Source organism: Actinoallomurus bryophytorum (genome assembly GCF_006716425.1).
In the GTDB taxonomy this organism is placed as follows: Bacteria; Actinomycetota; Actinomycetes; order Streptosporangiales; family Streptosporangiaceae; genus Actinoallomurus; species Actinoallomurus bryophytorum.
This window is the reverse complement of the sequence record NZ_VFOZ01000001.1, coordinates 3,725,856-3,747,145: the sequence shown is the minus strand read 5'-3', so window position 1 is coordinate 3,747,145 and position 21,290 is coordinate 3,725,856. Positions and strand designations below refer to the sequence as shown.

Here is a 21,290-nt window from a genome sequence, read left to right as displayed (position 1 = left end):
TCGTATTTTGGGGCTTCCGTAATGAATATGAAAGACCCGTCTTTTCGTGTAACGCATATTTCATCCGGGCTGAGGTGGGCGTGATGGATCAGCAAGAGCGTGCGCGGCGGGCCGCGGCGGCACGGCAGGCGACCTGGGATCTCGATGCCAAGGACGTGACCGGGATCGCCGCCACGTGGGTCGACACCAGTGGTGTGACCCGGGTCAAGGCGGTGCCGCTGGCGCGCCTGGAGCACGCGGCCGCCTGGGGCATCGGCATGTCGCCGGTCTTCGACGCCTTCCTGCTCGACGACTCGATCGTGAGCGGCCGCTTCGCCGGCGGGCCCATCGGTGACCTGCGGCTGCACCCCGACCTGGACCGGCTGGTCGTCCTGCCCGCGCTGCCCGGCTGGGCCTGGGCGCCGGCGGACCGCTACGACCAGGAGGGTGAGCCGCACCCGATCGACGCGCGTGGCCTGGCCCGCCGCGAGGCGGGACGGCTGGCCGCCGAGGGCCTGTCGATCCGTGCGGCGTTCGAGGTCGAGTGGGCCGTCTCGGTGGGTGGTGGCGATGACTTCGTCCCGGCCTGCGCCGGCCCCGCGTACGGCATGACGCGGCTCACCGAACGCTCGGACTACCTGCGCGACGTGGTCGAGGGCCTGGCGGTGGCCGGCGTCGCGGTGGAGCAGGTCCATCCGGAGTACGCCGCGGGCCAGTACGAGGTGTCGGTCGCGCCGGAGGACCCGGTGGCGGCCGCCGACACGTTCGTCCTGGTACGCGAGACGATCCGGGCGGTCAGCCTGAACCACGGGCTGCGGGCGACGTTCTCCCCGAAGGTGCTGGCGGGCGGCGTCGGCAACGGCGCGCATGTCCATCTGAGCCTGTGGCGCGACGACGCGAACCTCATGGCCGGCGGCGAGGGCCGCTATGGCCTCACCCCGGCCGGCGAGGCGTTCGCCGCGGGCATCCTGTCCCGGCTCCCGGCCCTGCTGGCGATCGGCGCCCCGTCGGTGGCCAGCTACCTGCGGCTCGTCCCCTCCCACTGGGCCGGGGCGTACGCCTGCTGGGGACTGGAGAACCGCGAGGCGGCGCTGCGGTTCGTGACCGGCTCGGCCGGCAACCGTGCCCAGGCGGCCAACCTCGAGGTCAAGTGCTTCGACGCCGCCGCGAACCCCTACCTCGCCGTGGCCGCCCTCATCGCCGCGGGCCGCGCGGGCCTGGCCGAGCACGGCACGCTCCCCGAGCCGGTGGACGTCGACCCGGTGTCGCTGGACGGTGTCCCGCCGTTGCCGTCGTCGCTGGGAGCCGCGGTCGAGGCGTTCGAGGCCGACGCCGCGCTGAGGGAGGCGCTGGGCGAGGCCCTGGTCGACACGGTCGGTGTCGTACGGCGGGGCGAGATCGCACTGTTCGACGGCATGGAGCCCGAGGAGATCGCCGCGCGAACCCGCTGGAAGCACTGAGCCGGTGACCGACCGTACGGTCGCGGACGTCCTCCGGCGACGGCGGCGCGAGCTGACGCCCGCGGAGCTGCGCGTCGCGCAGGCACTGCTGGGCGACTACCCGGCGGCCGGGTTGCAGCCGATCGTCCGTCTGGCGGAGGTGGCGAACGTCAGCCCGCCGACTGTGCTGAGGCTGGTCACCAAGCTCGGCTACGGCGGTTATCCACAGATCCAGGAGGTGCTGCGCGCCGAACTCTCGGCCCGTACGGCGGGCCCGCTGGAGGACTATCCCTCCGAAGGCGAGCCGCTGGCCGTACGGGCGCGTTCGTTCGGCGCGGCGCTGACGGAGAGCCTGCGCGCCCAGGACCAGTCCGAGCTGGCCGCGGCGGCGGACCTGCTCGCCGACCGCGAGCGCAGGATCCTGATCACCGGCGGCCGCTTCTCCTGGACGCTCGCCGCGCACCTGGCCACGTTCGCCGGCCTGCTCCGCCCTCAGGTGAGCCATGTTCCGAACGACCCGGGAGCGCGGGCCGCCGCGCTGCTGGACGTGGACGAGACGACGGTCGTGGTGGCGTTCGACTACCGCCGCTACCAGCGCGACACGGTCACCTTCGGCCGCGCCGCCGCCGGCCAGGGCGCGTCCCTGGTCGTGTGCACGGACCCGTACCTGAGCCCGCTGGCCTCCTCGGCGACGGTCCTGCTGACGACCACGGTCGAGGGGCCACCGCCGTTCGTCACCCTGGTGCCGGCGTTCGCCCTGGTCGAGACGTTGGTACTGGGAGTCGTCGAACGCGGGGGCAAGGAGTCCCAGCACCGCGTCGCGGCCTTCGAACGCCTGAACGCCGACGTGGTCGACGGCGGCCCGGCACCGCTTTCGTCAAGCCCCTGAGCCTGCGGTGTGCGGCGACGGGAAAAGGGGCGGAAGAAGGCGATAGGTCGGTGTTACCGTTCGGGAGCCGACCGCGGGACTTCGGTGCGACTTCCGGAACCCGCCTCTGAAGCGATGATTCGCAGTTCGTGCTCTCATTCCCCGGTCGGCATCCGCGCCAACCGGGAGGCACCGATCGAGACCAGCGCCGATCTGGTCGCCGCCGAAGACGTCCTGCTGTTCGTCAACGCGGCGATCACCTCGACCGGCCAGCGGGAGTTCCACTCCAGCGCCGGCGAGCAGAGCCTCTCCCTGGACTTCCTCCATCGCTACCTGCTCGGCAACTATCGCGACCTGTACGCGGCCACGCTCTCCCTGGACATCAACGACCACAACGCGGTCCTCATCGCCCGGAACCTGCTGGTCACGACGGCGGAGGCGGATCCGGCGCAGCGCCACACCGAGGGGCGCCTGATCGCCCGGCGCCTCGCACTGCTGCCGCCACCGCGGGTCTACCGATTGTTCCGCGAGCTGCGTCGCGCCAAGGTCAACAACCGGCGTACCAGAGCGATCATGCGGGACTGGCTGGCGGCCCGCCCCGACCTCGCCTTCGACGCCGTGAAGTACCGCAGCGCGGTCAAGGTCGCGGCCCGCCACGCCCATCTCACACTGGGCCGGGAAGCGGGAGTCGGTGGGCCGGAAAGAGAACTGGGGACGTTTCTGTTCGCCCCGAATCGGCGGGCCGCCTATGCGACGCCGATCCTGGAGGCCTGGCGGCGGGCTCACTACGAGCAGGCCGCGCTGTACGAACTGCCGTACACGGTGGCGGAGGGTTTCGCCGCCAAGCATGGCGTCCCGCGCGCGGTGTTCCTGGAGCGCATCGCGCCGCGGCTCACCCGCCTGGAACGGCTGCGCCTGCAGGAGTCGGCGCGTGGCCTGGAGGCAGATTCGGTACGGGCCGACCTCCGCGCGATGCCGCTCACCCGGCTGGCGTCGTACGTGCTCGCCCTCTCCCTGGACGACCGGGTGCGCCAGCGGGCCGAGCTGACCGAGGCACTGCGCGCGGCCGCACGCCGGACCGCGGGCGAGCAGGCCGGGCAGTGGGGAAAAGTGGTCGCCGTCCTCGACGACAGCTTCTCCTCCTACGGCTCGGGGCACAAGCGCCGCCGTCCGCTCGCGGTCGCGCTCGCCTGCCATTTCCTCCTTGCGGCACTCGCGCGTGACTACGTGCCGCTGTGGTCGTCGGGGCGTTCGGACGCGCTGCTGGTGCATCCGTACGGCGCGACACCGCTCGGCGAACGCATCCTCGACGGTCTCGAACGCGGGCCCGAGCGCCTCGTCATCGTCTCCGACGGCTGGGACAACGCCCCGCCAGGACTGGCGGGAGAGGTGCTCCGGATCTGGCGTACCCGCCTCGACCCCGGCCACGGTTGCGGCATCGTGCATCTCAACCCGGTCTACGACGCCGCCGACTTCGACGTACGGCGGCTGGCGCCCACCGTCCCGACCGCGGGCATCCGCGACGCCGAGGATTTGGTCGCCCTGGTGGAGCTGGCCCAGTTCGCCGAGGGCCGCACCGGGATCGCCGAACTGCGCGCCCACCTGGCGCGGCGCGTCGAGGGCTTCCTCGGATGACGGCCCTGACTCTCAACGGGCTCTCCTCCCGCCCGGCGCAGGCATGGGGCGGTGTACGGCTCGTCCCGCTGGTCCGTGACGAGCCGATCGAGGACCTGCGGCTCGACGCCCGCCTCTACGAGGCCGACCTCGGCATCGTCGAGCTGGACGCGCGAACCACGTACTCCTCCTACATCCCTCATGGCTTCGTGGCGACCTGGACCGGTGACGGCACCCCGGCCGCGGCGTACGGAACCCAGCTGTCGGGCGCCGCGGCCCGCGACCCCGCGCCCCGCCGGATGTCGCTGCGGTTCCACCGCCGGATGGCTCGCCGGGTCGACAAGAACCGGCTGCGGTTCATGCCTCTGCACCTGGCGCTGGAGGGTTACCTGGCGCTGCACTTCGGCGGGCCCGAGATCGCGTGGGAGGAGTGGTCACGCCGCGCCATCGACCACGGGCTCTCGCCCCGTGTCGAAGAGGCGTACACGGGAGCCACGGTCAGGGGCCTGGCGGACGCTCTGCGCGTCTTCGAGATCCTTCCCGGTCAGTGCGGTGTCCTCGTCTACGCCGCGGACGCGCTCGCCGCCGCGTTCGTGGTGCCGCACCCCGGCGACTACCGCGCGTTGCACTCCACCCTTGTCCACGACCTCTACGGCGAGCTGATCCACCACTACGCCATGCTCAGCATGCCGGTCACCGACTTCCGCGCCCGGATCGCGGACACCTCGGTGCGATCGCTCGCGGACCTGCGCGCACAGGCCCGGTCGCAGCAGGACGCGTGGGCGGCCTTCCATGACCGGGCCATGGCGGGCGGGCTGCTGGAGGGGGACTACACCTACCAGCAGGTCCATCAGATGGGCCGGTATCGGCTGTCCCGCTTCCTGCCGCCCTTCGAGCGGCAGCGCGAGAACCACATCGGCGAACTCATCACCGACGAGGCCGGCCGTCTCGCGTACCTCAAGACGTTCCGGCTTTCGGAGAACCAGGTCCGGCGAGGACATCTCCTGACCCGGCTCGCCGCCTGCGACTGGAACCTGCCCGACACCGCCGCCGCGCTCGGTGTGACCGAGTCCGAACTCGGCCTGCGCATCGCGGCCGCGGGCTTCGGGTCCCTGCTCCGCCAGGACGTCCTCGACCGCTACCGGGCCCAGGCCCGGCGATGACCATCTAGCCCGCTCGACACCCGGTCTCGTGCCGACTCGTATGTAACGTTGGCGGTCTCGCGACCACTTCGTGGTGTATCTGTCCCCGAAGACGGGAGAGCGAGTGGATGCCGACAAGGAACGGTTCACCGCCCTGTACGACGCCCACAGGATGCGGGTGTGGGCGTACGCCGCCAGCCGGGTCGGCCGGCAGGCCGCGGACGAGGTCGTGAGCGAGACCTTCATGGTGGCGTGGCGGCGTTTCGCGGAGATGCCGTCCGGGTCCCTGCCGTGGCTGCTCGGCGTCGCCCGCAACGTCATCCGGGACTCGGCGCGTGCGCAGGTGCGGCGCGACTCCCTCGCGGCCGAGCTTCGTACCTCGGCCGAGAGTGCTGAATCCGATGTCGCCGACGGCGTCGTCGACCGGCTCGCGCTGCTGCGTGCCCTCACCCGGCTGTCCGACGCCGATCGCGAGGTGCTCACGCTCGTGGCCTGGCATGGGCTCAGCACCAAGGAGGCCGCCCGCGTCGTCGGATGCAGCACCGCGGCGTTCGGGGTCCGGCTGCACCGGGCGCGTAAGCGCCTGACGGCGGCGGTGAACGAAGGACCGCCCGCACCGGCGCGTCACCAGAGCATGGCGAAGGAAATGGAGTGGTCGTGAAGGACATCATCCAGCAACTGGCCGAGGCCAGGCCGCACCACCTCGCCGGTACGGGCCAGGCCGATCAGTCCACCCGCACGAGCGAACTGAACCGGGCGTTCACCCAGCCGCAGGAGACCACCCGGCAGCGGCGGCGCGGGCGGCTGATCCTGCCGCTCGTGGCGCTGGGCGCGGCGGCCGCCACCGCGGTGGCCCTGCTCGTGGTCCCGGGCACCACGCCCGCCAGGACCGGCCACAACGCACCGTCGCCGCGCGCACTCAGTGGAGTCCTGCTCGCGGCGCAGAACGCGGAGGCACTGCCGACCGGCAAGTACTGGTTCGCCGACCAGGTCATGGCGGACACGTACGTCGTGCGGGCGAAGACCGGTGACTACGCGATCTCCGCCTTCGGCAGCGAGGATTTTCGCTGGATCGCGGCCAAGGTCAACAAAGGCGACGGGGGCGCCAGCCGTGATCTGGGGTTCCGGCCGGTGTCCGCCGCGGACACCGCCGCCTGGCGGCGAGCCGGCTCGCCGAGCACCCTCAGGGTCCGGGTGGACGACCACTACGACACCCTGCGCTCGGCGCCCGGCCGGTGGACGACGTGGAAGTCGAAGTTGCTGGGCGGAACCTCGGACTCGTCGGGTGGGCGCTTCCAGCTGGGGCTGACCGTCAAACAGCTCGAGGAGCTGCCCACGGACCAGGAGAAACTGGCCAAGCTGCTGTTCCAGCCGGACAAGCTCTTCGGAAAAAGGGGCCTGGCCGTAGATCCAGCGGATACGAAATGGGCCGCGGTGGACAGGCTCAACCTCGTCCGGGCGATGCTCAGTGGTCCGGTGACGCCCAGGTCGCAGGCGGCGCTCATGCGGGTACTCAAAGCACAGCCCGGGATCCGGGAGATCGGCAGGGTCACCGACCCGCTCGGCCGGAAGGGTGTCGCTCTGGTCACCGACTTTCCCGGCGTGATTCGCGGGAGCTCGGAGAAGGTGCCCTACGGTTCTCAGCTACGGCTGCTCTTCGACCTGAAGACCGGGAAGTACCTGGGAGACCAGGAGGTCCTGACCCGGCCGGGCGGCGAATACGCCTCGCAGAAGCCCGGATTCGTCATGCGCTATGCCATGACGAGCGGCTCCGGCTGGACGGACGACAAGCCGACGCATCCGGCGAAGCCGCCGTTCTGACAGCACGCGCCGCAGGGTGACACGATGCTCCGTCCTGATCCGAGCGGGACGGGGCATCGGGGGGACAGGGTGCCGCCGCCTCGGCCACCGCCGAAGTGCGCCCTTCGCTCAGCGGGAGTGACCTCGGTCGCCATGGCCGGCGATCTCTGGGGCGGCCTCGGGCTGGGTGCCCTCGACGACCGGGTCGATCGGCCGGCGGCCCTCGTCGCGGCGCCAGGTCTCGAAGGCGGCGGTCGTGGCCAGGACGATCGCGGCGCCCAGGATCCAGCCCGCCAGGACGTCGCTGACGAAATGGACGCCCAGCAGGACCCGGCACGTGCCGGACAGGAGGCTGATCAGCGCGGCGGCCACCCAGGCCACGACGCGCCACGACCCGTGCAGCACGGGTAGCAGGATGAGGACGATCGTCGCCGTGCCCACCACCGCGGTCAGGGCGTGGCCCGAGGGAAAGGAGCCGCCGGGCGCGTGGGCGATCGCGCTGGGGAGCGTCGGCCTCGGGCGGTCGATGGCCACTTTGAGCAGCACGTCGAGGAGGCCCGCGGCCACCAGTGTGGTGACGGCCCAGGCGGCGAGGCGCCGGGCGCCCTGGTAGAGCAGCCAGCCGGCCAGCACCACCACGACCAGGCGGAAGACCCAGGCGTGGAAGATGTAGGACGTGGCGCGCAGCGGCGAGATCAACTCGCGGTGGTGCAGGACCCAGGAGTTCGCGTGCCGCGTACTCGACACGTCCAGGCGGCTCAGCGGTCCCCACTTGGTGTCCACCAGGGCCGCGAGAGCGGTGAACGGCACGAGGACGATGAACGCCGCCAGGCAGGCGAGCCCGAGCCGCAGGCCGAGCCCGCCGTCCGGGTGGCGGTGTGTCCAGCGCGCGAGTGATCCGTTACCCATGACCGGGCACCTACCCGTACGTCCGCGGGCATACCGGAACCCCTGGCATGATTACGCAGGTGTCCCAGCCGACGGGAGTGATCCTCCGCAGGTATGCCCACTGCGTCATCGACCGCCTGCTTCTGGTGGTCGCGCTTCTGATCTTCCTGGTGCTCTCGCTGATCGTCGTCGCGCTCGTCCCCAGGGGCACCGGCCGCACCGTGACGGCATACGGCATCGCAGGGCTGGTCCTCGCCCTGCTCATCGCGGGCAGCTGGGCCATGGAGGTGTGGATTCCGCACCGGTGGCTCGGCGGGACACCGGGGATGCGCTGGGTCGGGCTGCGCGTCGTCACCGAGCACGGCGAGACGCCCGCCCTGCGGGCCTACATGATCCGATGGTTGATGATGGTCGTGGACGGCTATCTGTTCGGGCTGGTGGGGGCGCTGGCGATCGCGTTCACCCCACGCCACCAGCGCTTCGGCGACATGGTGGCCCGCACCCTCGTCGTACGCCGCTGACGCCGGGCTCAGCCCACCAGGCGACTCTCCCAGGCCCAGATCGCGATCTCGGTACGGTTGCGCACGCCGAGCTTGCGCTGGATGCCGTTCAGATGCGTCTTGACCGTGGACAGCGAGATGACCAGCTCGGCGCAGATCTCCGCGTTGGTCAGGCCGCGCGCGACGGCGCGTACGACCTCACGCTCGCGGCCGGTCAGGGGCTCGGCGGGCGCCTTGGCGGTGGCGGCGGCCTGGGCGAACCGCGCCAGCAGGCGCGTGGTGATCGACGGGGAGACCAGGGACTCTCCGTCGGCGGCGGCGCGTACGGCCTCCACCAGGAGCCGCGGTCCCGCGTCCTTGAGCAGGAACCCGCACGCGCCCGCACGCAGCGCCGAGTAGACGTTCTCGTCCTCGTCGTAGGTCGTCACGACCACGACGCGCATCGGCTCGGGGACGTCCGGCCCGGCCAGCAGGCGTGTGGCCTGGATGCCGTCGATACGTGGCATCCGGATGTCCATGAGCGTCACGTCCGGGCGCAGCTCACGTGCCTGGCTCACCGCGGCCTCGCCGTCGGCGGCCTCGCCGGCCACCTCGATGTCCGGCTCGGCCTCGAGGATCAGCCGGAAGCCGGTGCGCACCATCGCCTGGTCGTCGGCGATGAGGACGCGAACGCTCATCGGGATACCTCCGTGGCGATGCCGTCGTCGAGCGGGAGACGCACGGTGATCCGCCACTGCCGTCCGGACTCCGCACCGGCGCGGAGTGTACCCCCGAGCGCGGTGACACGCTCGGTCATGCCGATCAGCCCATAGCCCGTACCGCCTCCCGGCTCGCCGCGTACGCCGTCGTTGGAGATCTCCAGGACCAGGACGTCGGCGGCCGGGTCGTGCTGGACGCGCGCGGTCACCCGTGCCTCCGTCGCCTCCGGCGCGTGCCGGCGGACATTGGTCAGGGCCTCGAGCACCACGCGATGAACCATCGTGATCACCTCGGGGGCGAGCGTGAGCCGGTCCAGCTCGTCGGGGAACTCGGTCGAGATCCTGCCGTAGCCGGACGCGGCGTCCAGCACCGCCTCACGGATCCCGGTGGCGGACGGCGCGGGAACGGGAGCGTCGGTACGCAACATGCCCACGAGCCGTCGCATCGCGGTGAGGGCGTCGGAACCGGCCTCCTCGATCTCGCGGTAGACGTCGGCGTCCGGTCCGGCGCCGGGACGGTCGGCGACCACTCGCGCCGCCTGCGCGCGTACGACGATGCCGGTGACGTGGTGCGCGACGAAGTCGTGCAGCTCGCGGGCCAGCCGCAACCGCTCGGCGGTGCGTGCCTCGGCGAGCGCGGCCAGCCGCCGGTCGTCGGTGTCGCGCAGGGTCAACCCGACGGCCAGCGACCCGCCCCACACCAGCGCGGCGGGCACCGCGAGCAGCGCCATCGACGACCCGACGCCGTAGCGGAGCACGGGTGCCACCGTCATCGCCACGCCGCCCGCGACGCCCAGACCGATCACCGGGTACCGGTCGAGCCTGCGGCACCCCGCACCGACGAGAAGGGCGATCGCCAGGGTCTCGGTCAGGCCGGGCGTCCCGTGGACCGAGTCGTGCGCGAGACTGGAGATCGCGGTGTTCACCAGGCTGATGGCGATGACGCCGCCGCTGAGCAGGCCGATCCGGGCGACGAAACGGCGGCGAAGCACGGCCAGGACGGCCGCCGTCGACCCGAACCCGGGCACGATCGAGGTGAGCAGTTCCCCGGTCATACCGTGGGCGGGCCGCCCGCCGACGAGAGGCACGCTGTCGACGACGGTGAGCACGACCAGGGCCACGATCTCGACGATCAGTGGGCCCCGGCGCGTCGCCGTCGCCCCTGTGCCGGAGGGGGCACCGTTGTCAGGACGCGTGCTGGCCATGACACCGAGCATGCCTCTTTTCCCTGGTTCGCGACTCCTTCGCTGGTGCGGATCATGCCTCGGCCGAATGGCCGAGGCCGCCGCGCGGAGACCGAACGCCTGGCCGAAGCGATAAGACGCGACATCTGGGGAATATCGACTCACCGATATACACATTGGAGAGGTGATCGCGAGATGTCCGTCGAGAACGATCGCACCTGGCCGGCCAAGGACCCGTGGTACCGCTTCACACCGAGGAACCTGGCGATCGGTTACCTGAGCCTGTTCGGCGCCCTGATCTGCCTGGGCTCGAGCGTGTGGAATCTGCTCGCCGGAGGGCTCGACACCACGAGCACCGTGCTCTTCGTGGTGCTGGGCATCGTCTCCGTCCTCTGGACGGTGACCGCCACGACCGGGCTGAGGGAGGTCCTGCGCCGCCGGGAGGGACACTGACGCTTCACCACCCGGGCGTACCGCCTCCGTCGTCGTACTCGCGCTGGGGCGCGTTATAACCCTCGTTCCCGCCCCCGATGCCCGGCACCCGTACGGGGGACACGCTCAGATCGGGATCCGGGGCCTCGAAGAGCCGCCGGAGCTCCGGGTCGGCGATCCCCGCCGGGCCCATGGTCGCCACGCGCCGGGGCATGTCGTCCTCGGCGGGGAGGCCGGCCACGATCCGCCGGCGCAGGCTCCGCGTGGTCCGCCCGCGCGACGATGACCAGAGTGCCAGCCGGGAACGCGGAAGCAGTCCTCGGTCGCGCAGTGCCCGCCCGATCTCGGCCACCGCGTCCGACTCGGCGATCGCGGCCAGGAGTGAGCCGAGCGTCCGTCCCGCGTCGGGTATCGAGGCGACCGCCGCGGCCCGTACCGGGTCATCGTGGTCGCGCTCGACGACCGTGACCCGCCGTCGCGCACGAGCGATCTTGATCTGGCCGTCCTCGTACAGGCCGACCAGAGCGACCATCGCGACCCGTGCCGGACCGCCGCAGACGTAGGCGATCTGGTAGACGTTCAACCCGACATCCTCTGACATGGTGGGGCCGCCCTTGGCCGCGGAGATGGATCCGTACGCCTGTTGGACGCCTGGCCGGCCTCCCCGGATGCCCCTTCTAGGGCTTTTGCCACAAAGCGGCCACGGTGGCCGCCGCGGCGGCGCCCTGCGCGTGGCCGGCCGTGGCGGCGGGCAAGCGTGTAGCCGGGTCGCCCACGTCGGTGCCGATCGCCGCGTGCGAGCCGGCATCGGGTTCGATCACGTGGACGCGGGCGCCGGCGCTCAGCGTCTCGGCCTGCCCGGTCACCTTCCCGTCGCTCACCGGCGCCAGGATCAGCACGCGGTCACAGCCCTCGGCCAGGTCGGCGTTGGCGACCGATCGGATCCCGCCGTCGACATAGCGGGAGGCGCCGATGGTGACGGGCGGCCAGAGGAGCGGAATGGCGCAGCTCGCGGTCACCGCGTCGACCAGGCCGACCCCTGAGTCACGGCGGAACACCCGCTCCTCACCCGTGGCCGCGTCCACCGCGACGATGGCCAGCTCGTTCTCGGGCCATCGGTGCACGGGAAGGCGCGCGGCGACGGCCGCGCGGCGGGCCGCCTCTGGCACGGTCTCGGCGGCCAGGGCCGCCGCGCCGACCCGGCGCCGCCAGTCGGTGTCGCCGTCGGCCACCTCGGCGAGGCTGAAGAACATGTCCACCAGGTCGGTCAGCGACGCCGCGGGCTTCAGGTCCGCACCCGGCAGCGGAGCGGCGACCAGCCGCCGGTACAGCTCCTCCACCGGCAGGCCGCTGCCGAGCCAGGCGCCGACCGTCGAGCCCGCCGAGGTGCCGATCACCAGGTTCGCTCCCCTGACGTCGGCCCCGCCCGAGGCGAGCCCGGCGAGCACACCCGTCTCCCAGGCGATTCCCGCCAGGCCGCCGCCGCCCAGCACCAGCGCCCGTCTGACCGCCATTGGGGACTCCCTACGCTCGGTCCGTCCCATGATGCCCCGGAAAGGGATCACCCGGCAGGTGGCGAGACCTCGGGGACGCGGTCCAGCTCGATCCCGAACCAGGTGCGGTACGCGCCGAGCACGTCGGCGTCGTCACCGAGCTCGCGCTCGTCACGCTCGCCGTTCTCCGTGCGGATCAGCGAACGTCCGCTCAGCGTCACGCGCCCGGCGTCGGTGAGCATCGAGCAGACCAGGGACCGGGTGAAGTGCGACTTCGGCGACGTGCGGTTCCACCAGCAGCCGGCCTCGAAGTCGCCCAGCTTCCGTGACCGGGTCTCCAGGCGGTATTCGGGCCGGCCGTTCTTGAAGACGTCCAGGTCGCCTTCTGGGGCCTCGGCGATGCGGAAGACGCCGCCGGGATCGGCCTGGTCGCCGCGTTCATCCAGCCGTAGCGGGTAGTGCGTGTGGCCGCCGAAGCCCACGTCCACGAGCCAGGGTCCGACGCGCAGGGCCAGATGGTCCTGCGGCAGGCTGAGCTCGTCGCCGGCGAACACCCGGGCGGATAGCATGTCGACCTCGAAGCCCAGAGCCGTGAGCAACGTCGCGAACGCGCCGCCCAGCTCGTAGCAGAAGCCACCGCGGCGGCGCTCGACGATCTTGGCGACCAGCGCTTCGGGCTCGAGAGTGATGTCCTCGCCCAGGTGGATGGACAGGTTCTCGAAGGGCACCGTGCGCTGGTGGCGAAGATGCAGCTCACGCAGGGCCTCGGCGTCGGGGCGTACGGGCCGTCCGGCGCCGATCCGGGCAAGGTAGGCGTCCACCCATGACTCGTTCACGGACTCATTGCGCCACAGGATGGCCCTGACACGCCATCGGACGCCGGTCCTAGGACCGGAAGAGCTCCGACCTAGGACCCATGACCATCCGGTCGCCGGGCGCCAGCGTGCGCAGGATCCCGCGCAGCGCGTCCTCCTCGATCGCGACGCAGCCTGCCGTGGGACCCCGGCCGCCGACATGGAAGAAGATCGCCGAGCCATGCCCGGGGACGGCCTTCGGCCGGTTGTAGTCGATGACGGCCGCCTGGCGGTACGAGCCGAGCTGCATGAGCGAGGACAGGTTCTCGTCGGCGGGGCGGCACGTGCCCGAGTAGTAGTCGTTGTAGTGGCTCTGACCAGGGGTGGCGCCCCAGCAGTCGCCCGAGTCGCGCAGCGTACGGTAGGCCAGCTTCGTGCCGGGGTTCGCCATCCCGAACGCCTCGGTGAAGGTGAAGGAGCCGGTCGGGCTCTTGCCGTCACCCTCACGCTTGCCGCCCGGCTGGGCGAAGCCGTTCAGCCCGGCACGCCCGGGCACCTCGGCCACTTTCGTCCACGAGCGCCCCTTCTTTACGCACTCGGTGACGGTCACGTAGTTGGAGGAGTAGTCGGAAGAGATCGCGAGCACCAGGTGGGTGGCCGTGCCCGTGCCGTAACGGAGTCTTCCCTGGCCGACCGCGGAACACGGGTCGAACGCCGCCGCGTGTGCGGCGGGTCCCAGAGTCGCCGCGAGTGCCGCCCCGCCGGTCAGTGCGATCGACGCGAGCAGCGCCGTACGCCTGTTGTTCACCGCTCCTCCAAGCACGCCGGAAGGGGAAGTGCACTACGCAGTCTCGACCCGGCGATTTAGGCTGTCCGCATGATGAATCCCCCCGAGCGTCATGAGTTGCGCATCTCAGACGCCGAACGGGACAACGTCGCCTCGATCCTTCGTGATGCCGCCGGGGATGGCAGGCTTGACCTGGAGGAACTCGACGAACGACTGACCGCAGTGTACGCGGCGAAGACGTATGGCGACCTCGAGCCCATCACGCGCGACCTGCCATCGGCCTCATCCGCACCCGCCACACCGGCCGTTCCGCTCCGCGACCGGATCGGCGGCGTCCCCAGCTCCTCGCTCGGAATCGGCATCCTGGGCGGCTTCGAGCGCAAGGGCACGTGGGTCATGCCCGAGACGTTCAACGCCGTGGCGTTCTGGGGCGGTGGGGAGCTGGACCTTCGCGAGGCGCGGTTCGCCGGACCGCAGGTGACGATCAACGCGTGGGCCGTCATGGGCGGCATCGAGATCATCGTGCCGGAGGACGCCGACGTGCGCGTCAACGGCATCGGCATCATGGGCGGCTTCGATCATCGCGCGACCGGTATCGGCTCGTCCGACGCCCCTCGGATCATCGTCAACGGCCTGGCGTTCTGGGGTGGCGTGAGTGTGGAGCGCAAGCCGTCGGACGCGGAGCTGAAGCGCCGCAAGGAAGAGCGCAAGCGCGAGAAGCTCGAACGCCGCCGCCGTCGGCAGCTGGAGTGACGCGGCGGGCCGTCCCCTGGAGGGGACGGCCCGCCGGACCTCACTCCTGGGGCCGGGCACGGAGCGGGAGCAGGAACGCCGCGGCGAAGGTCAGCCCCAGCAGGCCGACCTCGACCCACAGCGTCAGCTTCATCGCGTTGCTGAACCCCCGCTTGGCCGAGACCTCGGCGGCCTGTGCCACAGCGCGCCGAACCGGCGCCGGAGCGGTACGCAGCTCGTCCTCCAGTCGGACGCACGAGCCTGGCACCACGTCCTGGTCCTTGGCCGCGGCGCGGTCGTGACCGCAGGTGCGCAGCGCGACCACGAGATGGTCCCGCGCCGGTCCGGAGACGCCGGCCGCGGCGAGCGTCTTCGGCGCGACCGCGTCGGCGGCCGCGGCGACGTGGCCGCCGAGGATGCCGAAGAACAGCGTGCCGAGCACCGCGACGCCCAGGGCGCTGCCGAGCTGCTGTACGGCGGTGAGCGTGCCGGAGGCCGAGCCGGTCTCGTGCGCCTCGACACCGGCCAGGACGATGTCGAAGAACGGCGCCATCAGCACGCCCATCCCCAGGCCGGTCAGCACCAGCGCGGGCGTCAGCTGCCACGGGGTCACGCCGATCCCGGCCAGGTGCAGGGTGGCCACGACACACGCCACGCCGCCCGCCATGACGACGACCCCGCCGTGGATGACTTTGCGGCCGAACTTCTGCACGGCCTGGGCCGCGCCGAAGCCGGCGATCATGCCGACCGACCACGGCACGCCCGCCAGGCCCGCCTTCAGCGGCGAGTAACCCAGTCCGAGCTGGGTGAACAGGCTGAACACCAGCGAGAACCCGGAGATGCCCGCGAAGAACACCATCCCCACGATCAGCCCGCCGGTGAAGCCGCGCTTGCGGAACAGACTCGGCATCACCAGCGGGTCGCCGCCGGCCCGGTGCTTGCGCGCCTCGTACCAGCCGAAGAGGCCGAAGACGGCGACCGCGGCGGCCATCGAGACGAACGTCCAGGCCGGCCAGCCGAGCTCGCGGCCCTGCACGAGCGGATAGATCACCAGGAGTGAGGCCAAGCCCGCCAGCACCACGCCGACCAGGTCGAGCCGTGGCGGTCGCGCCGCTCTCGACTCCGGCAGGAACTTCAGGCCGCCGGCCACCGCGAGCAGGCCGAGCGGCAGGTTGATCAGGAAGATCATGCGCCAGCCGGTGCCGAAGTAGTCGGCGTCGATCAGCCAGCCGGCGAGGATCGGGCCGCCGATCGAGGACAGTCCCATGACCGGTCCGAACATGCCGAACGCCGAGGCCATCTCCTTCTCGGAGAACATCTCCTTGATCAGGCCCAGCCCCTGCGGGAGCATCACGGCGCCGAAGATGCCCTGGACACCGCGGAACGCGATCAACATCTCGGGCGACTGCGACACCGCGCACAGCAGTGACCCGGCGGTGAAGCCCAGCGCGCCGATGATGAACATCCGCCTGCGTCCGACGATGTCGCCCAGCCGGCCGCCGGTGATCAGGCCGATCGCCATGGCGAGCGTGTAGGCGGCGCCGAGCCACTGGATCGTGCTCGCGCTGCCGCCGATGTCGGCCCGGATCGAGGGGGCGGCGATGTTGGTGATCAGTGCGTCGAGCAGATCCATGACCTCGGCGGCCAGCAGGACGAACAGCGCGATCCAGCGCAGGGGGTACGGCTCGGGTGCCGTGGTCGGGCCCGGTTGGGCATCCGCGGTGGTGGTCATGATCTCCTCCGGAGGTACGGGGCGAACGACGCTCCATGCTACAAACGTTGCTCGCTTTAAGAACACTGTTCGTGTTGAAGGAACAGTGTTCAGTCCGAGCTGGGCTGCGTCAAGTTAACTCTCGTTTTCCGAGAAGATATATCGCGTTGTTGGCACGGTCAAGACATGTCGCGTTCGTCTTCTCCGGTCACCAGGAGGGTCCTTCCGACGACCGCGCGGGCCTCGATCGCCCTGTGTGCGTCGGCCGCGCGTTCCAGCGGGAACGTCTGCCCGATCACCGGCCGCATCCGCCCCGCCGCTGCCTCGGACAGCGCCCGCGCCAGCATCCGCCTCATGTCGTCCGGGGCGAGCTGGAGATGCTCGATCCCGCGCACCGTCACCCCGCGCCTCTCTCGCTCGCCGGGATCCAGCACGGCGAACCCACCGGAAGGGGCGCCATGTGCCGAGAACCGGCCACCCCGCGCCGTCACCTCGAACGCCGCCCGCCCGATCTCACCGCCCGCGCCGTCGAACACCACGTCGGCGCCCGCGCCCCCGGTCACCTCACGTACCAGCGAGGTCCAGCCCGGCTCGGAGTAGTCCACCACGACGTCCGCGCCCTGCTCCCTGACCAGGTCCAGCTTTCCCTTGCCACGTGCCGCACCGATCACATACGCGCCGGCCGCGTGCGCGAGCCGCACCAGCAGGATGCCCATGCCGCCTCCTGCGGCCGTGACCAGGAGGTGCTCGCCGGCGCGTACTCCGGTCACCTCGATGACGCGCAGCGCGGTGACGCCGTCGTGCAGCAACGCCGCCGCCTCGCGCAGGCCCACCCCGTCCGGCACCGCGACCAGCTCGTCCGCCGCGAGCACGGCCCGCTCGGCGTATCCGCCGCGCCCACCCTGGTCCCCGGTGTAACCGGCGACGCGCCGGCCGAGCCATCCGGCGTCCACACCCTCGCCGACGGAGATCACCTCGCCCGCCACCCCGTGGCCGGGCACGTACGGCGGGGACACCGCGAAGTGGTCGCCGAAGCCGCCGGCCCGGATCTGCGTCTCGACGAACCCGACGTCCGCGACGGACACCCCGACCACGACCTGCCCCGGTCCGGCCACCGGATCCGGCAGGTCGGCCACCACCAGCACCTCGGGTCCGCCGAACCGCTCCACCTGAATCGCTCGCATGATCACTGCTCCCTTGTCGTCTGCGGAGCAGTGTTCAACCTCAATGTTGGTTCAGGTCAAGGACACTCGAGCTCGGCCAGGCGCTCGGCGGCGGCTTCGAGGGCGTCCTCGCCGAAGACGGCGATGCCGTGCCGCTCCAGCAGCGCGGTCGTCACGCCCTCGCCGGGAACCTTGCGGCCGTTGAACGTGCCGTCGTGGATGAGGAGGCTGCCGCAGGAGGGACTGCCCTCCTTGAGGATCGCGATCCGCGCGCCGGAGGCACGCGCCTGCTCGAGGGCCTGCCAGGCGCCCACGACGAAGTGCCGCGTGACGTCATCGCCGTCGCGGGTGAGGACCTTGGCCCGCCCGTCCAGCACGTCCTCGCCGAAGCCGCCGCAGATCTCCGCGGGCTGGCGGGGCACCGGGAGCCCGCCGCGTACTTCTGGACAGAACGGGATGAGGCGCCCCTCGCTCCGCCAGAGCTCGAACAGGGCGTCGTGGCTGCGCTTACCGGTGCCGTCGAAGCGCACGGGCTGGCCCAGCAGACAGGCGCTCACCAGGATCTGCTCCATCACTGTCCACAGTAACCAGAGGCACGTACGGCCGGGCGCATCAATGTGATGACCGTCTCATTTCCACGATTCGTTAGCCATGCGAAGCTCTGGATATGGGTGCGCAGGCCGACCTCCGCAGAGGACTCGGATTGATGCGACCGCTGGGCCGGATCGGTGCCAGTGTGATCGAACCCGACCTGCCTCCTGTACGCGTGGTGGACCTGCCCGGCCGCGGCCGGGTCACCGCCCGTGTCGTCGAGGGGCCCGCGCCGGTGCTGCTGCTGCACGGCTGGACCCTCACCGCGGACGTCAACTTCTGCCACCTCATGCCCAGGCTCTCCGGCGGGCTCGTGGCGATGGACCACCGGGGGCACGGCCGCGGGCTGCGGCGGCCGGAGCGGTTCAGCATCCAGGACAGCGCCGATGACCACGTCGCCCTGCTCGACGCGCTCGGCATCGAGTCGGTCATCGTCGTCGGCTACTCCCTCGGCGGGCCGATCGGGCTGGACCTGGCCCGCCGCTACCCCGACCGGGTCGCCGGGCTGGTGCTGCAGTCCACCGCGCTGCGCTTCGACAGCATCGTCGACAAGCTGACCAAGCCGCTGCTGAAGGCGGTCCGGCCACTCGCCGCGCTCGGCCTGGGACGCACGGCGCCGTTGCGCTTTCTTGGCGACACGCGTGACCGGAGCACCCAGACCAAAATGCTGTGGCCGTGGCTGCGCCGGGAGCTCGTGCAGTGCCATCCGCTGACGATCGTCGACGTGATGCTCGCGGAGTATGAGTTCGACTTCCGCCCGCACGTGGCGGCGCTGGCCGATGTGCCGACCGCCGTCGTGGTGACGGCCAAGGACAGCGCGGTGCCGCCCCGCGACCAGCGTGACATGGCGGACCGCCTCGGCGCCGACGTGATCACGATCGAGGAGGACCACGACGTCTTCCTCGCCGCACCGCAGGCCTACGTGTCGGCCAGCCTTGAGGCGATCGCCCGCGTCACCACCTGACCGTGGTGTTGGTGAGGTAGGGCGAGGTGAAGGCCGTACGGTCACCCGTACGCGTACCCGGCACCGGGAACAACCGCGCCGACAGGGGCTTGCGCAGGCGTACGGCCAGCGCGGTGACGTCCAGGAGCAGGCGGGCGATGTCGTCGGCCGAGCTGTCGCCCGGCAGCGGGACCGTGTCCAGGCCGGTGCCGCAGACCGAGGAGTAGGCCAGCAGGTCGTGCAGGCCGATCCGGCCCTCCTCCCAGCGGCGCGCGAGGACGACGTCCTCCATCACCGGCAGCATCAGCCCGTTGTATCCACAGGTCGGCAGCGTGGTGCCGCGAAGCGCGGCGGTCAGCGCGGCCGCCGTCGCGAGCGTGCCAGGGGCGCCGAACTCGCCGGACGTCGCCTCGAACGCCGCGCCGATGCTGTCGGTGCCGTTGGGCGCCGGCGACAGGTCGATCCCGCCGAAGAGCACGCCCAGCTCCGAGGCCACCCGCTCCACGAGCCGTACGACCGGTGTCGCCTCCGTCGTGATCGCCGCGGCGGCGCGCTCGGTCAGCCCGTCGAGTCCGCCCTGAGCGGCCTGGACGGCGATGCTCGCGCCCTGCAGGCCGACGGTGAGGCTCGCCGGGCCCTCGTGATAGGCGGCGGGGAAGAACGGCGCGCCGGCGGGCACGCACGCCAGCGCGGCGAACCGGAAGTTGCCGAAGCCCTCCTCGGTCCCGTTCGCCAGCCGCAGCATCGCCTCGGCGGCCGGCCGCGCCGCGCCGGTGTTGCCGTCCAGGCGGACCGTGCAGTGCAGGGCGTCGTTGCCGATCAGCAGGTCAGGAATGATCTCGACGCCATCGGTCGCCGGACCGAGCGAGCAGTAGACGAGCCCCGCGTCGTCGAGCATCGCCTGCAGGTCACGCGCGTACGCGGCGGTCGGCGTCATGTCGCCGAAGACCGGACGCGTGGACAGCCGCAGCGTCTGCACCTCGCGGCCGTCGTCGTGGCATGCCGCCTCGGCGCGGCGCAACGCCTCGGCGGCCTTGGCGATGACGTCGCCGGACAGCGGGTGCGGCTCGGCCACGCCGAGCGTGAGCGTACGAATCGGGACCATCAGCCGATGATGTCAAAGAACCCATCGGCGACGAGATCCGGCATCACGGCAAGGGCACGCTCGCGTACGACGCCGGGATCCGCGCCTGTGAGCTGGGCGATCGCCTCCAGCAGCGGCCCGAGCGGAAGATCGCCGTCGCAGGCGCCGGCGAGCGCCGCCTCGACGGTGCCGACCTGGGCGGCGCGGCGCAGTCCGCGGGTCTGCCGCAGCACGATGCGCTCGGGATCCTCGGCGCCGGGCGGGCCGACCTGCTCCTGGACGACCCCGTCGGCGGTGCGCAGCATCGTGGCGGGCGTCAGGTCCGTACGGCCGCGCATGAGGTCTTCCACATAGGCGCCCACGGGCAGGTCGACGGCGTGCCGCAGGTCCTCGACGCGTACGTCCTCGCGGCCGTCGCCGCGGTGCAGGGTGATCCAGCCGAAGCCGACGCCGGTGACCTTGTGCCGCTCGAAGTGCTCCAGCCACGCGTCGTAGCGTTCGCGGTACTCAGGGGTGCCCGCCTCGCACGAGTCGCGCAGCCAGAGTTCGGCGTACTCCGCCGGATCCTGTACGTCCCGCTGTACGGCCCAGCCGTCCACGCCCTCGATCCAGCCGGCGACGCGATCGTGCCAGTCCTCGCCGTCGACGTGCAGCCAGTTGGCGAGCAGGTGGCACCAGCCGTCCTCGGCGAGGTGGCGGGGCGCCTGTCGTACGAGCCGGCGGCAGACCTCGTCACCTTGGAGGCCGGACTCGCGGTAGCCGAACCGCCGGTCCGGGGAGATGACGAACGGCGGGTTGGAGACGATCAGGTCGAACTCCCGGCCCTCGACCGGCGCGAACAGGTCACCGGCGAGCAGCTCCGCCTCGACCCCGGACAGGGCGAAGCTCAGTGCGGCCAGCTCGAGGGCGCGCGGGTTGAGATCGGTGGCGGTGATCCGCTGGGCGCGTCCGGCCAGGTGGACGGCCTGGACTCCCGAGCCTGTCCCCAGATCGAGAAGGTTGTCCACAGGCCTGTGGACAACGAGCTGGGCGAGGTTGGCCGAGGCTCCGCCCTGGCCGACGACGTGGTCGTCGCGCAGGGGGCTGCCGCCGGGGCGCGCCTTGAGGTCGGAGACGACGTAGCCGTTCGGGGTGGACTCGACGGGCTCGACGTGCAGACGGGCCCGTACCTCGTCGCCGTCGCGCTCGACCAGGCCCAGCGCGGTCAGGTCCTCGAAGTCGAGTGCCGCGCCTGGCACCGGCACCTGGAGCCAGAAGAGCCGGAGCAGGGTCTCCAGGGGCGTATCGCCGCGTGCGGCGCGCAGCGCGGGAACGATCTCGTCGCGGGCCAGCGCGGCCCCGGCGACCGGCCCGAGCAGGTCCCGTACGCCGTCGACGGTGTAGCCGGCCTGCTCGAAGAGGTCACGTACGCGTGCTGGTCGATCTGGCATGCCCGTATTCTTCCGGGG

General features: G+C 71.5%; 22 protein-coding genes. 10 read left to right on the top strand and 12 right to left on the bottom strand.

Translation table 11 applies throughout. The features are described 5' to 3' along the window. The first annotated feature begins 83 nt into the window (after nucleotides 1–83). The 6 genes from FB559_RS17665 to FB559_RS17640 all read left to right on the top strand — a co-directional run bounded on the left by FB559_RS17665 (nucleotide 84) and on the right by FB559_RS17640 (nucleotide 6,863). Nucleotides 84–1,439, top strand: a complete 1,356-nt coding sequence (locus FB559_RS17665) for a glutamine synthetase family protein (protein ID WP_141956639.1) — start codon at nucleotides 84–86, stop codon at nucleotides 1,437–1,439. Nucleotides 1,440–1,443: 4 nt separating this feature from the next. Further along, complete coding sequence (locus tag FB559_RS17660; RefSeq protein WP_185792272.1) at nucleotides 1,444–2,307, top strand: MurR/RpiR family transcriptional regulator; 864 nt, start codon at nucleotides 1,444–1,446, stop codon at nucleotides 2,305–2,307. Between the two features lie 114 nt (nucleotides 2,308–2,421). Further along, nucleotides 2,422–3,921, top strand: a complete 1,500-nt coding sequence (locus FB559_RS17655; RefSeq protein ID WP_246121701.1) for a hypothetical protein — start codon at nucleotides 2,422–2,424, stop codon at nucleotides 3,919–3,921. Further along, entirely contained in the window at nucleotides 3,918–5,063 is a 1,146-nt protein-coding gene (locus tag FB559_RS17650) for an ARPP-2 domain-containing protein (protein ID WP_141956637.1), read from the top strand. Before FB559_RS17655 ends, FB559_RS17650 begins: the two co-directional genes overlap by 4 nt. A gap of 103 nt (nucleotides 5,064–5,166) precedes the next feature. Then, nucleotides 5,167–5,703, top strand: a complete 537-nt coding sequence (locus FB559_RS17645; RefSeq protein WP_141956636.1) for an RNA polymerase sigma factor — start codon at nucleotides 5,167–5,169, stop codon at nucleotides 5,701–5,703. Continuing rightward, a complete protein-coding gene (locus FB559_RS17640; protein ID WP_141956635.1) occupies nucleotides 5,700–6,863 on the top strand; it encodes a CU044_5270 family protein in 1,164 nt (387 codons plus the stop codon). Before FB559_RS17645 ends, FB559_RS17640 begins: the two co-directional genes overlap by 4 nt. A gap of 108 nt (nucleotides 6,864–6,971) precedes the next feature. Here the strand turns inward: FB559_RS17640 and FB559_RS17635 are convergent, their stop codons facing one another. Continuing rightward, the gene (locus FB559_RS17635) at nucleotides 6,972–7,751 is read right to left on the bottom strand and encodes a phosphatase PAP2 family protein (protein WP_141956634.1); all 780 of its coding nucleotides are present in this window, start codon (nucleotides 7,749–7,751) and stop codon (nucleotides 6,972–6,974) included. Nucleotides 7,752–7,810: 59 nt separating this feature from the next. On the opposite strand from FB559_RS17635, the gene FB559_RS17630 reads away from it, so the two are divergent. After that, nucleotides 7,811–8,251, top strand: a complete 441-nt coding sequence (locus FB559_RS17630; protein WP_185792271.1) for an RDD family protein — start codon at nucleotides 7,811–7,813, stop codon at nucleotides 8,249–8,251. An 8-nt stretch (nucleotides 8,252–8,259) separates the two neighbouring features. Here the strand turns inward: FB559_RS17630 and FB559_RS17625 are convergent, their stop codons facing one another. Together FB559_RS17625 and FB559_RS17620 are read right to left on the bottom strand one after the other, a co-directional pair. After that, complete coding sequence (locus FB559_RS17625; RefSeq protein WP_141956632.1) at nucleotides 8,260–8,907, bottom strand: response regulator; 648 nt, start codon at nucleotides 8,905–8,907, stop codon at nucleotides 8,260–8,262. Further along, nucleotides 8,904–10,133, bottom strand: a complete 1,230-nt coding sequence (locus tag FB559_RS17620; RefSeq protein ID WP_141956631.1) for a sensor histidine kinase — start codon at nucleotides 10,131–10,133, stop codon at nucleotides 8,904–8,906. Before FB559_RS17620 ends, FB559_RS17625 begins: the two co-directional genes overlap by 4 nt. 174 nt (nucleotides 10,134–10,307) lie before the next feature. On the opposite strand from FB559_RS17620, the gene FB559_RS17615 reads away from it, so the two are divergent. After that, on the top strand, nucleotides 10,308–10,565 hold the full coding sequence (locus tag FB559_RS17615; RefSeq protein WP_141956630.1) for a hypothetical protein: 258 nt from the start codon (nucleotides 10,308–10,310) through the stop codon (nucleotides 10,563–10,565). 4 nt (nucleotides 10,566–10,569) lie between these two features. On the opposite strand, the gene FB559_RS17610 is transcribed toward FB559_RS17615, so the two are convergent. The 4 genes from FB559_RS17610 to FB559_RS44685 all read right to left on the bottom strand — a co-directional run bounded on the left by FB559_RS17610 (nucleotide 10,570) and on the right by FB559_RS44685 (nucleotide 13,639). Beyond that, on the bottom strand, nucleotides 10,570–11,145 hold the full coding sequence (locus tag FB559_RS17610; protein WP_141956629.1) for a TIGR04222 domain-containing membrane protein: 576 nt from the start codon (nucleotides 11,143–11,145) through the stop codon (nucleotides 10,570–10,572). A 76-nt stretch (nucleotides 11,146–11,221) separates the two neighbouring features. Next, the gene (locus FB559_RS17605; RefSeq protein ID WP_141956628.1) at nucleotides 11,222–12,058 is read right to left on the bottom strand and encodes a patatin-like phospholipase family protein; all 837 of its coding nucleotides are present in this window, start codon (nucleotides 12,056–12,058) and stop codon (nucleotides 11,222–11,224) included. Between the two features lie 47 nt (nucleotides 12,059–12,105). Further along, nucleotides 12,106–12,873 (bottom strand): arylamine N-acetyltransferase family protein, encoded by a 768-nt coding sequence (locus FB559_RS17600; protein WP_246121699.1) that lies wholly within the window; start codon nucleotides 12,871–12,873, stop codon nucleotides 12,106–12,108. A gap of 49 nt (nucleotides 12,874–12,922) precedes the next feature. Beyond that, complete coding sequence (locus FB559_RS44685) at nucleotides 12,923–13,639, bottom strand: L,D-transpeptidase family protein (protein ID WP_221640067.1); 717 nt, start codon at nucleotides 13,637–13,639, stop codon at nucleotides 12,923–12,925. Between the two features lie 69 nt (nucleotides 13,640–13,708). On the opposite strand from FB559_RS44685, the gene FB559_RS17590 reads away from it, so the two are divergent. Continuing rightward, on the top strand, nucleotides 13,709–14,371 hold the full coding sequence (locus tag FB559_RS17590) for a DUF1707 SHOCT-like domain-containing protein (protein ID WP_221640066.1): 663 nt from the start codon (nucleotides 13,709–13,711) through the stop codon (nucleotides 14,369–14,371). Nucleotides 14,372–14,411: 40 nt separating this feature from the next. Here the strand turns inward: FB559_RS17590 and FB559_RS17585 are convergent, their stop codons facing one another. The 3 genes from FB559_RS17585 to FB559_RS17575 all read right to left on the bottom strand — a co-directional run bounded on the left by FB559_RS17585 (nucleotide 14,412) and on the right by FB559_RS17575 (nucleotide 17,796). Beyond that, nucleotides 14,412–16,082 (bottom strand): MFS transporter, encoded by a 1,671-nt coding sequence (locus FB559_RS17585; RefSeq protein WP_141956625.1) that lies wholly within the window; start codon nucleotides 16,080–16,082, stop codon nucleotides 14,412–14,414. Nucleotides 16,083–16,240: 158 nt separating this feature from the next. Next, nucleotides 16,241–17,245 carry a zinc-binding dehydrogenase gene (locus FB559_RS17580; protein WP_141956624.1) on the bottom strand — a complete coding sequence of 335 codons (1,005 nt, stop codon included), beginning with the start codon at nucleotides 17,243–17,245 and terminating at the stop codon, nucleotides 16,241–16,243. Nucleotides 17,246–17,301: 56 nt separating this feature from the next. Further along, the gene (locus tag FB559_RS17575) at nucleotides 17,302–17,796 is read right to left on the bottom strand and encodes a 2-thiouracil desulfurase family protein (RefSeq protein WP_141956623.1); all 495 of its coding nucleotides are present in this window, start codon (nucleotides 17,794–17,796) and stop codon (nucleotides 17,302–17,304) included. Between the two features lie 134 nt (nucleotides 17,797–17,930). On the opposite strand from FB559_RS17575, the gene FB559_RS17570 reads away from it, so the two are divergent. Further along, nucleotides 17,931–18,779 carry an alpha/beta fold hydrolase gene (locus FB559_RS17570; protein WP_185792270.1) on the top strand — a complete coding sequence of 283 codons (849 nt, stop codon included), beginning with the start codon at nucleotides 17,931–17,933 and terminating at the stop codon, nucleotides 18,777–18,779. Here the strand turns inward: FB559_RS17570 and FB559_RS17565 are convergent. Both FB559_RS17565 and FB559_RS17560 read right to left on the bottom strand, forming a co-directional pair. Next, complete coding sequence (locus FB559_RS17565) at nucleotides 18,769–19,863, bottom strand: DUF711 family protein (RefSeq protein ID WP_221640065.1); 1,095 nt, start codon at nucleotides 19,861–19,863, stop codon at nucleotides 18,769–18,771. The two genes, FB559_RS17570 and FB559_RS17565, sit on opposite strands and share 11 nt — an antisense overlap. Continuing rightward, a complete protein-coding gene (locus tag FB559_RS17560; RefSeq protein WP_141956620.1) occupies nucleotides 19,863–21,272 on the bottom strand; it encodes a DUF7059 domain-containing protein in 1,410 nt (469 codons plus the stop codon). The genes FB559_RS17565 and FB559_RS17560 overlap by 1 nt, the downstream gene beginning before the upstream one ends. Nucleotides 21,273–21,290: the final 18 nt, after the last annotated feature.

Excerpts from the sequence above, each read along its gene's own strand:
- FB559_RS17565 (WP_221640065.1), bottom strand. The coding sequence starts at position 19,863 with ATGGTCCCGATTCGTACGCTCACGCTCGGCGTGGCCGAGCCGCACCCG.
- FB559_RS17650 (WP_141956637.1), top strand. The coding sequence starts at position 3,918 with ATGACGGCCCTGACTCTCAACGGGCTCTCCTCCCGCCCGGCGCAGGCA.
- FB559_RS17605 (WP_141956628.1), bottom strand. The coding sequence starts at position 12,058 with ATGGCGGTCAGACGGGCGCTGGTGCTGGGCGGCGGCGGCCTGGCGGGA.
- FB559_RS17590 (WP_221640066.1), top strand. The coding sequence starts at position 13,709 with ATGATGAATCCCCCCGAGCGTCATGAGTTGCGCATCTCAGACGCCGAA.
- FB559_RS17620 (WP_141956631.1), bottom strand. The coding sequence starts at position 10,133 with ATGGCCAGCACGCGTCCTGACAACGGTGCCCCCTCCGGCACAGGGGCG.
- FB559_RS17655 (WP_246121701.1), top strand. The coding sequence starts at position 2,422 with ATGATTCGCAGTTCGTGCTCTCATTCCCCGGTCGGCATCCGCGCCAAC.
- FB559_RS17570 (WP_185792270.1), top strand. The coding sequence starts at position 17,931 with ATGCGACCGCTGGGCCGGATCGGTGCCAGTGTGATCGAACCCGACCTG.
- FB559_RS17560 (WP_141956620.1), bottom strand. The coding sequence starts at position 21,272 with ATGCCAGATCGACCAGCACGCGTACGTGACCTCTTCGAGCAGGCCGGC.
- FB559_RS17580 (WP_141956624.1), bottom strand. The coding sequence starts at position 17,245 with ATGCGAGCGATTCAGGTGGAGCGGTTCGGCGGACCCGAGGTGCTGGTG.
- FB559_RS17635 (WP_141956634.1), bottom strand. The coding sequence starts at position 7,751 with ATGGGTAACGGATCACTCGCGCGCTGGACACACCGCCACCCGGACGGC.
- FB559_RS17585 (WP_141956625.1), bottom strand. The coding sequence starts at position 16,082 with ATGACCACCACCGCGGATGCCCAACCGGGCCCGACCACGGCACCCGAG.
- FB559_RS17610 (WP_141956629.1), bottom strand. The coding sequence starts at position 11,145 with ATGTCAGAGGATGTCGGGTTGAACGTCTACCAGATCGCCTACGTCTGC.
- FB559_RS17575 (WP_141956623.1), bottom strand. The coding sequence starts at position 17,796 with ATGGAGCAGATCCTGGTGAGCGCCTGTCTGCTGGGCCAGCCCGTGCGC.
- FB559_RS17665 (WP_141956639.1), top strand. The coding sequence starts at position 84 with ATGGATCAGCAAGAGCGTGCGCGGCGGGCCGCGGCGGCACGGCAGGCG.
- FB559_RS17625 (WP_141956632.1), bottom strand. The coding sequence starts at position 8,907 with ATGAGCGTTCGCGTCCTCATCGCCGACGACCAGGCGATGGTGCGCACC.
- FB559_RS17615 (WP_141956630.1), top strand. The coding sequence starts at position 10,308 with ATGTCCGTCGAGAACGATCGCACCTGGCCGGCCAAGGACCCGTGGTAC.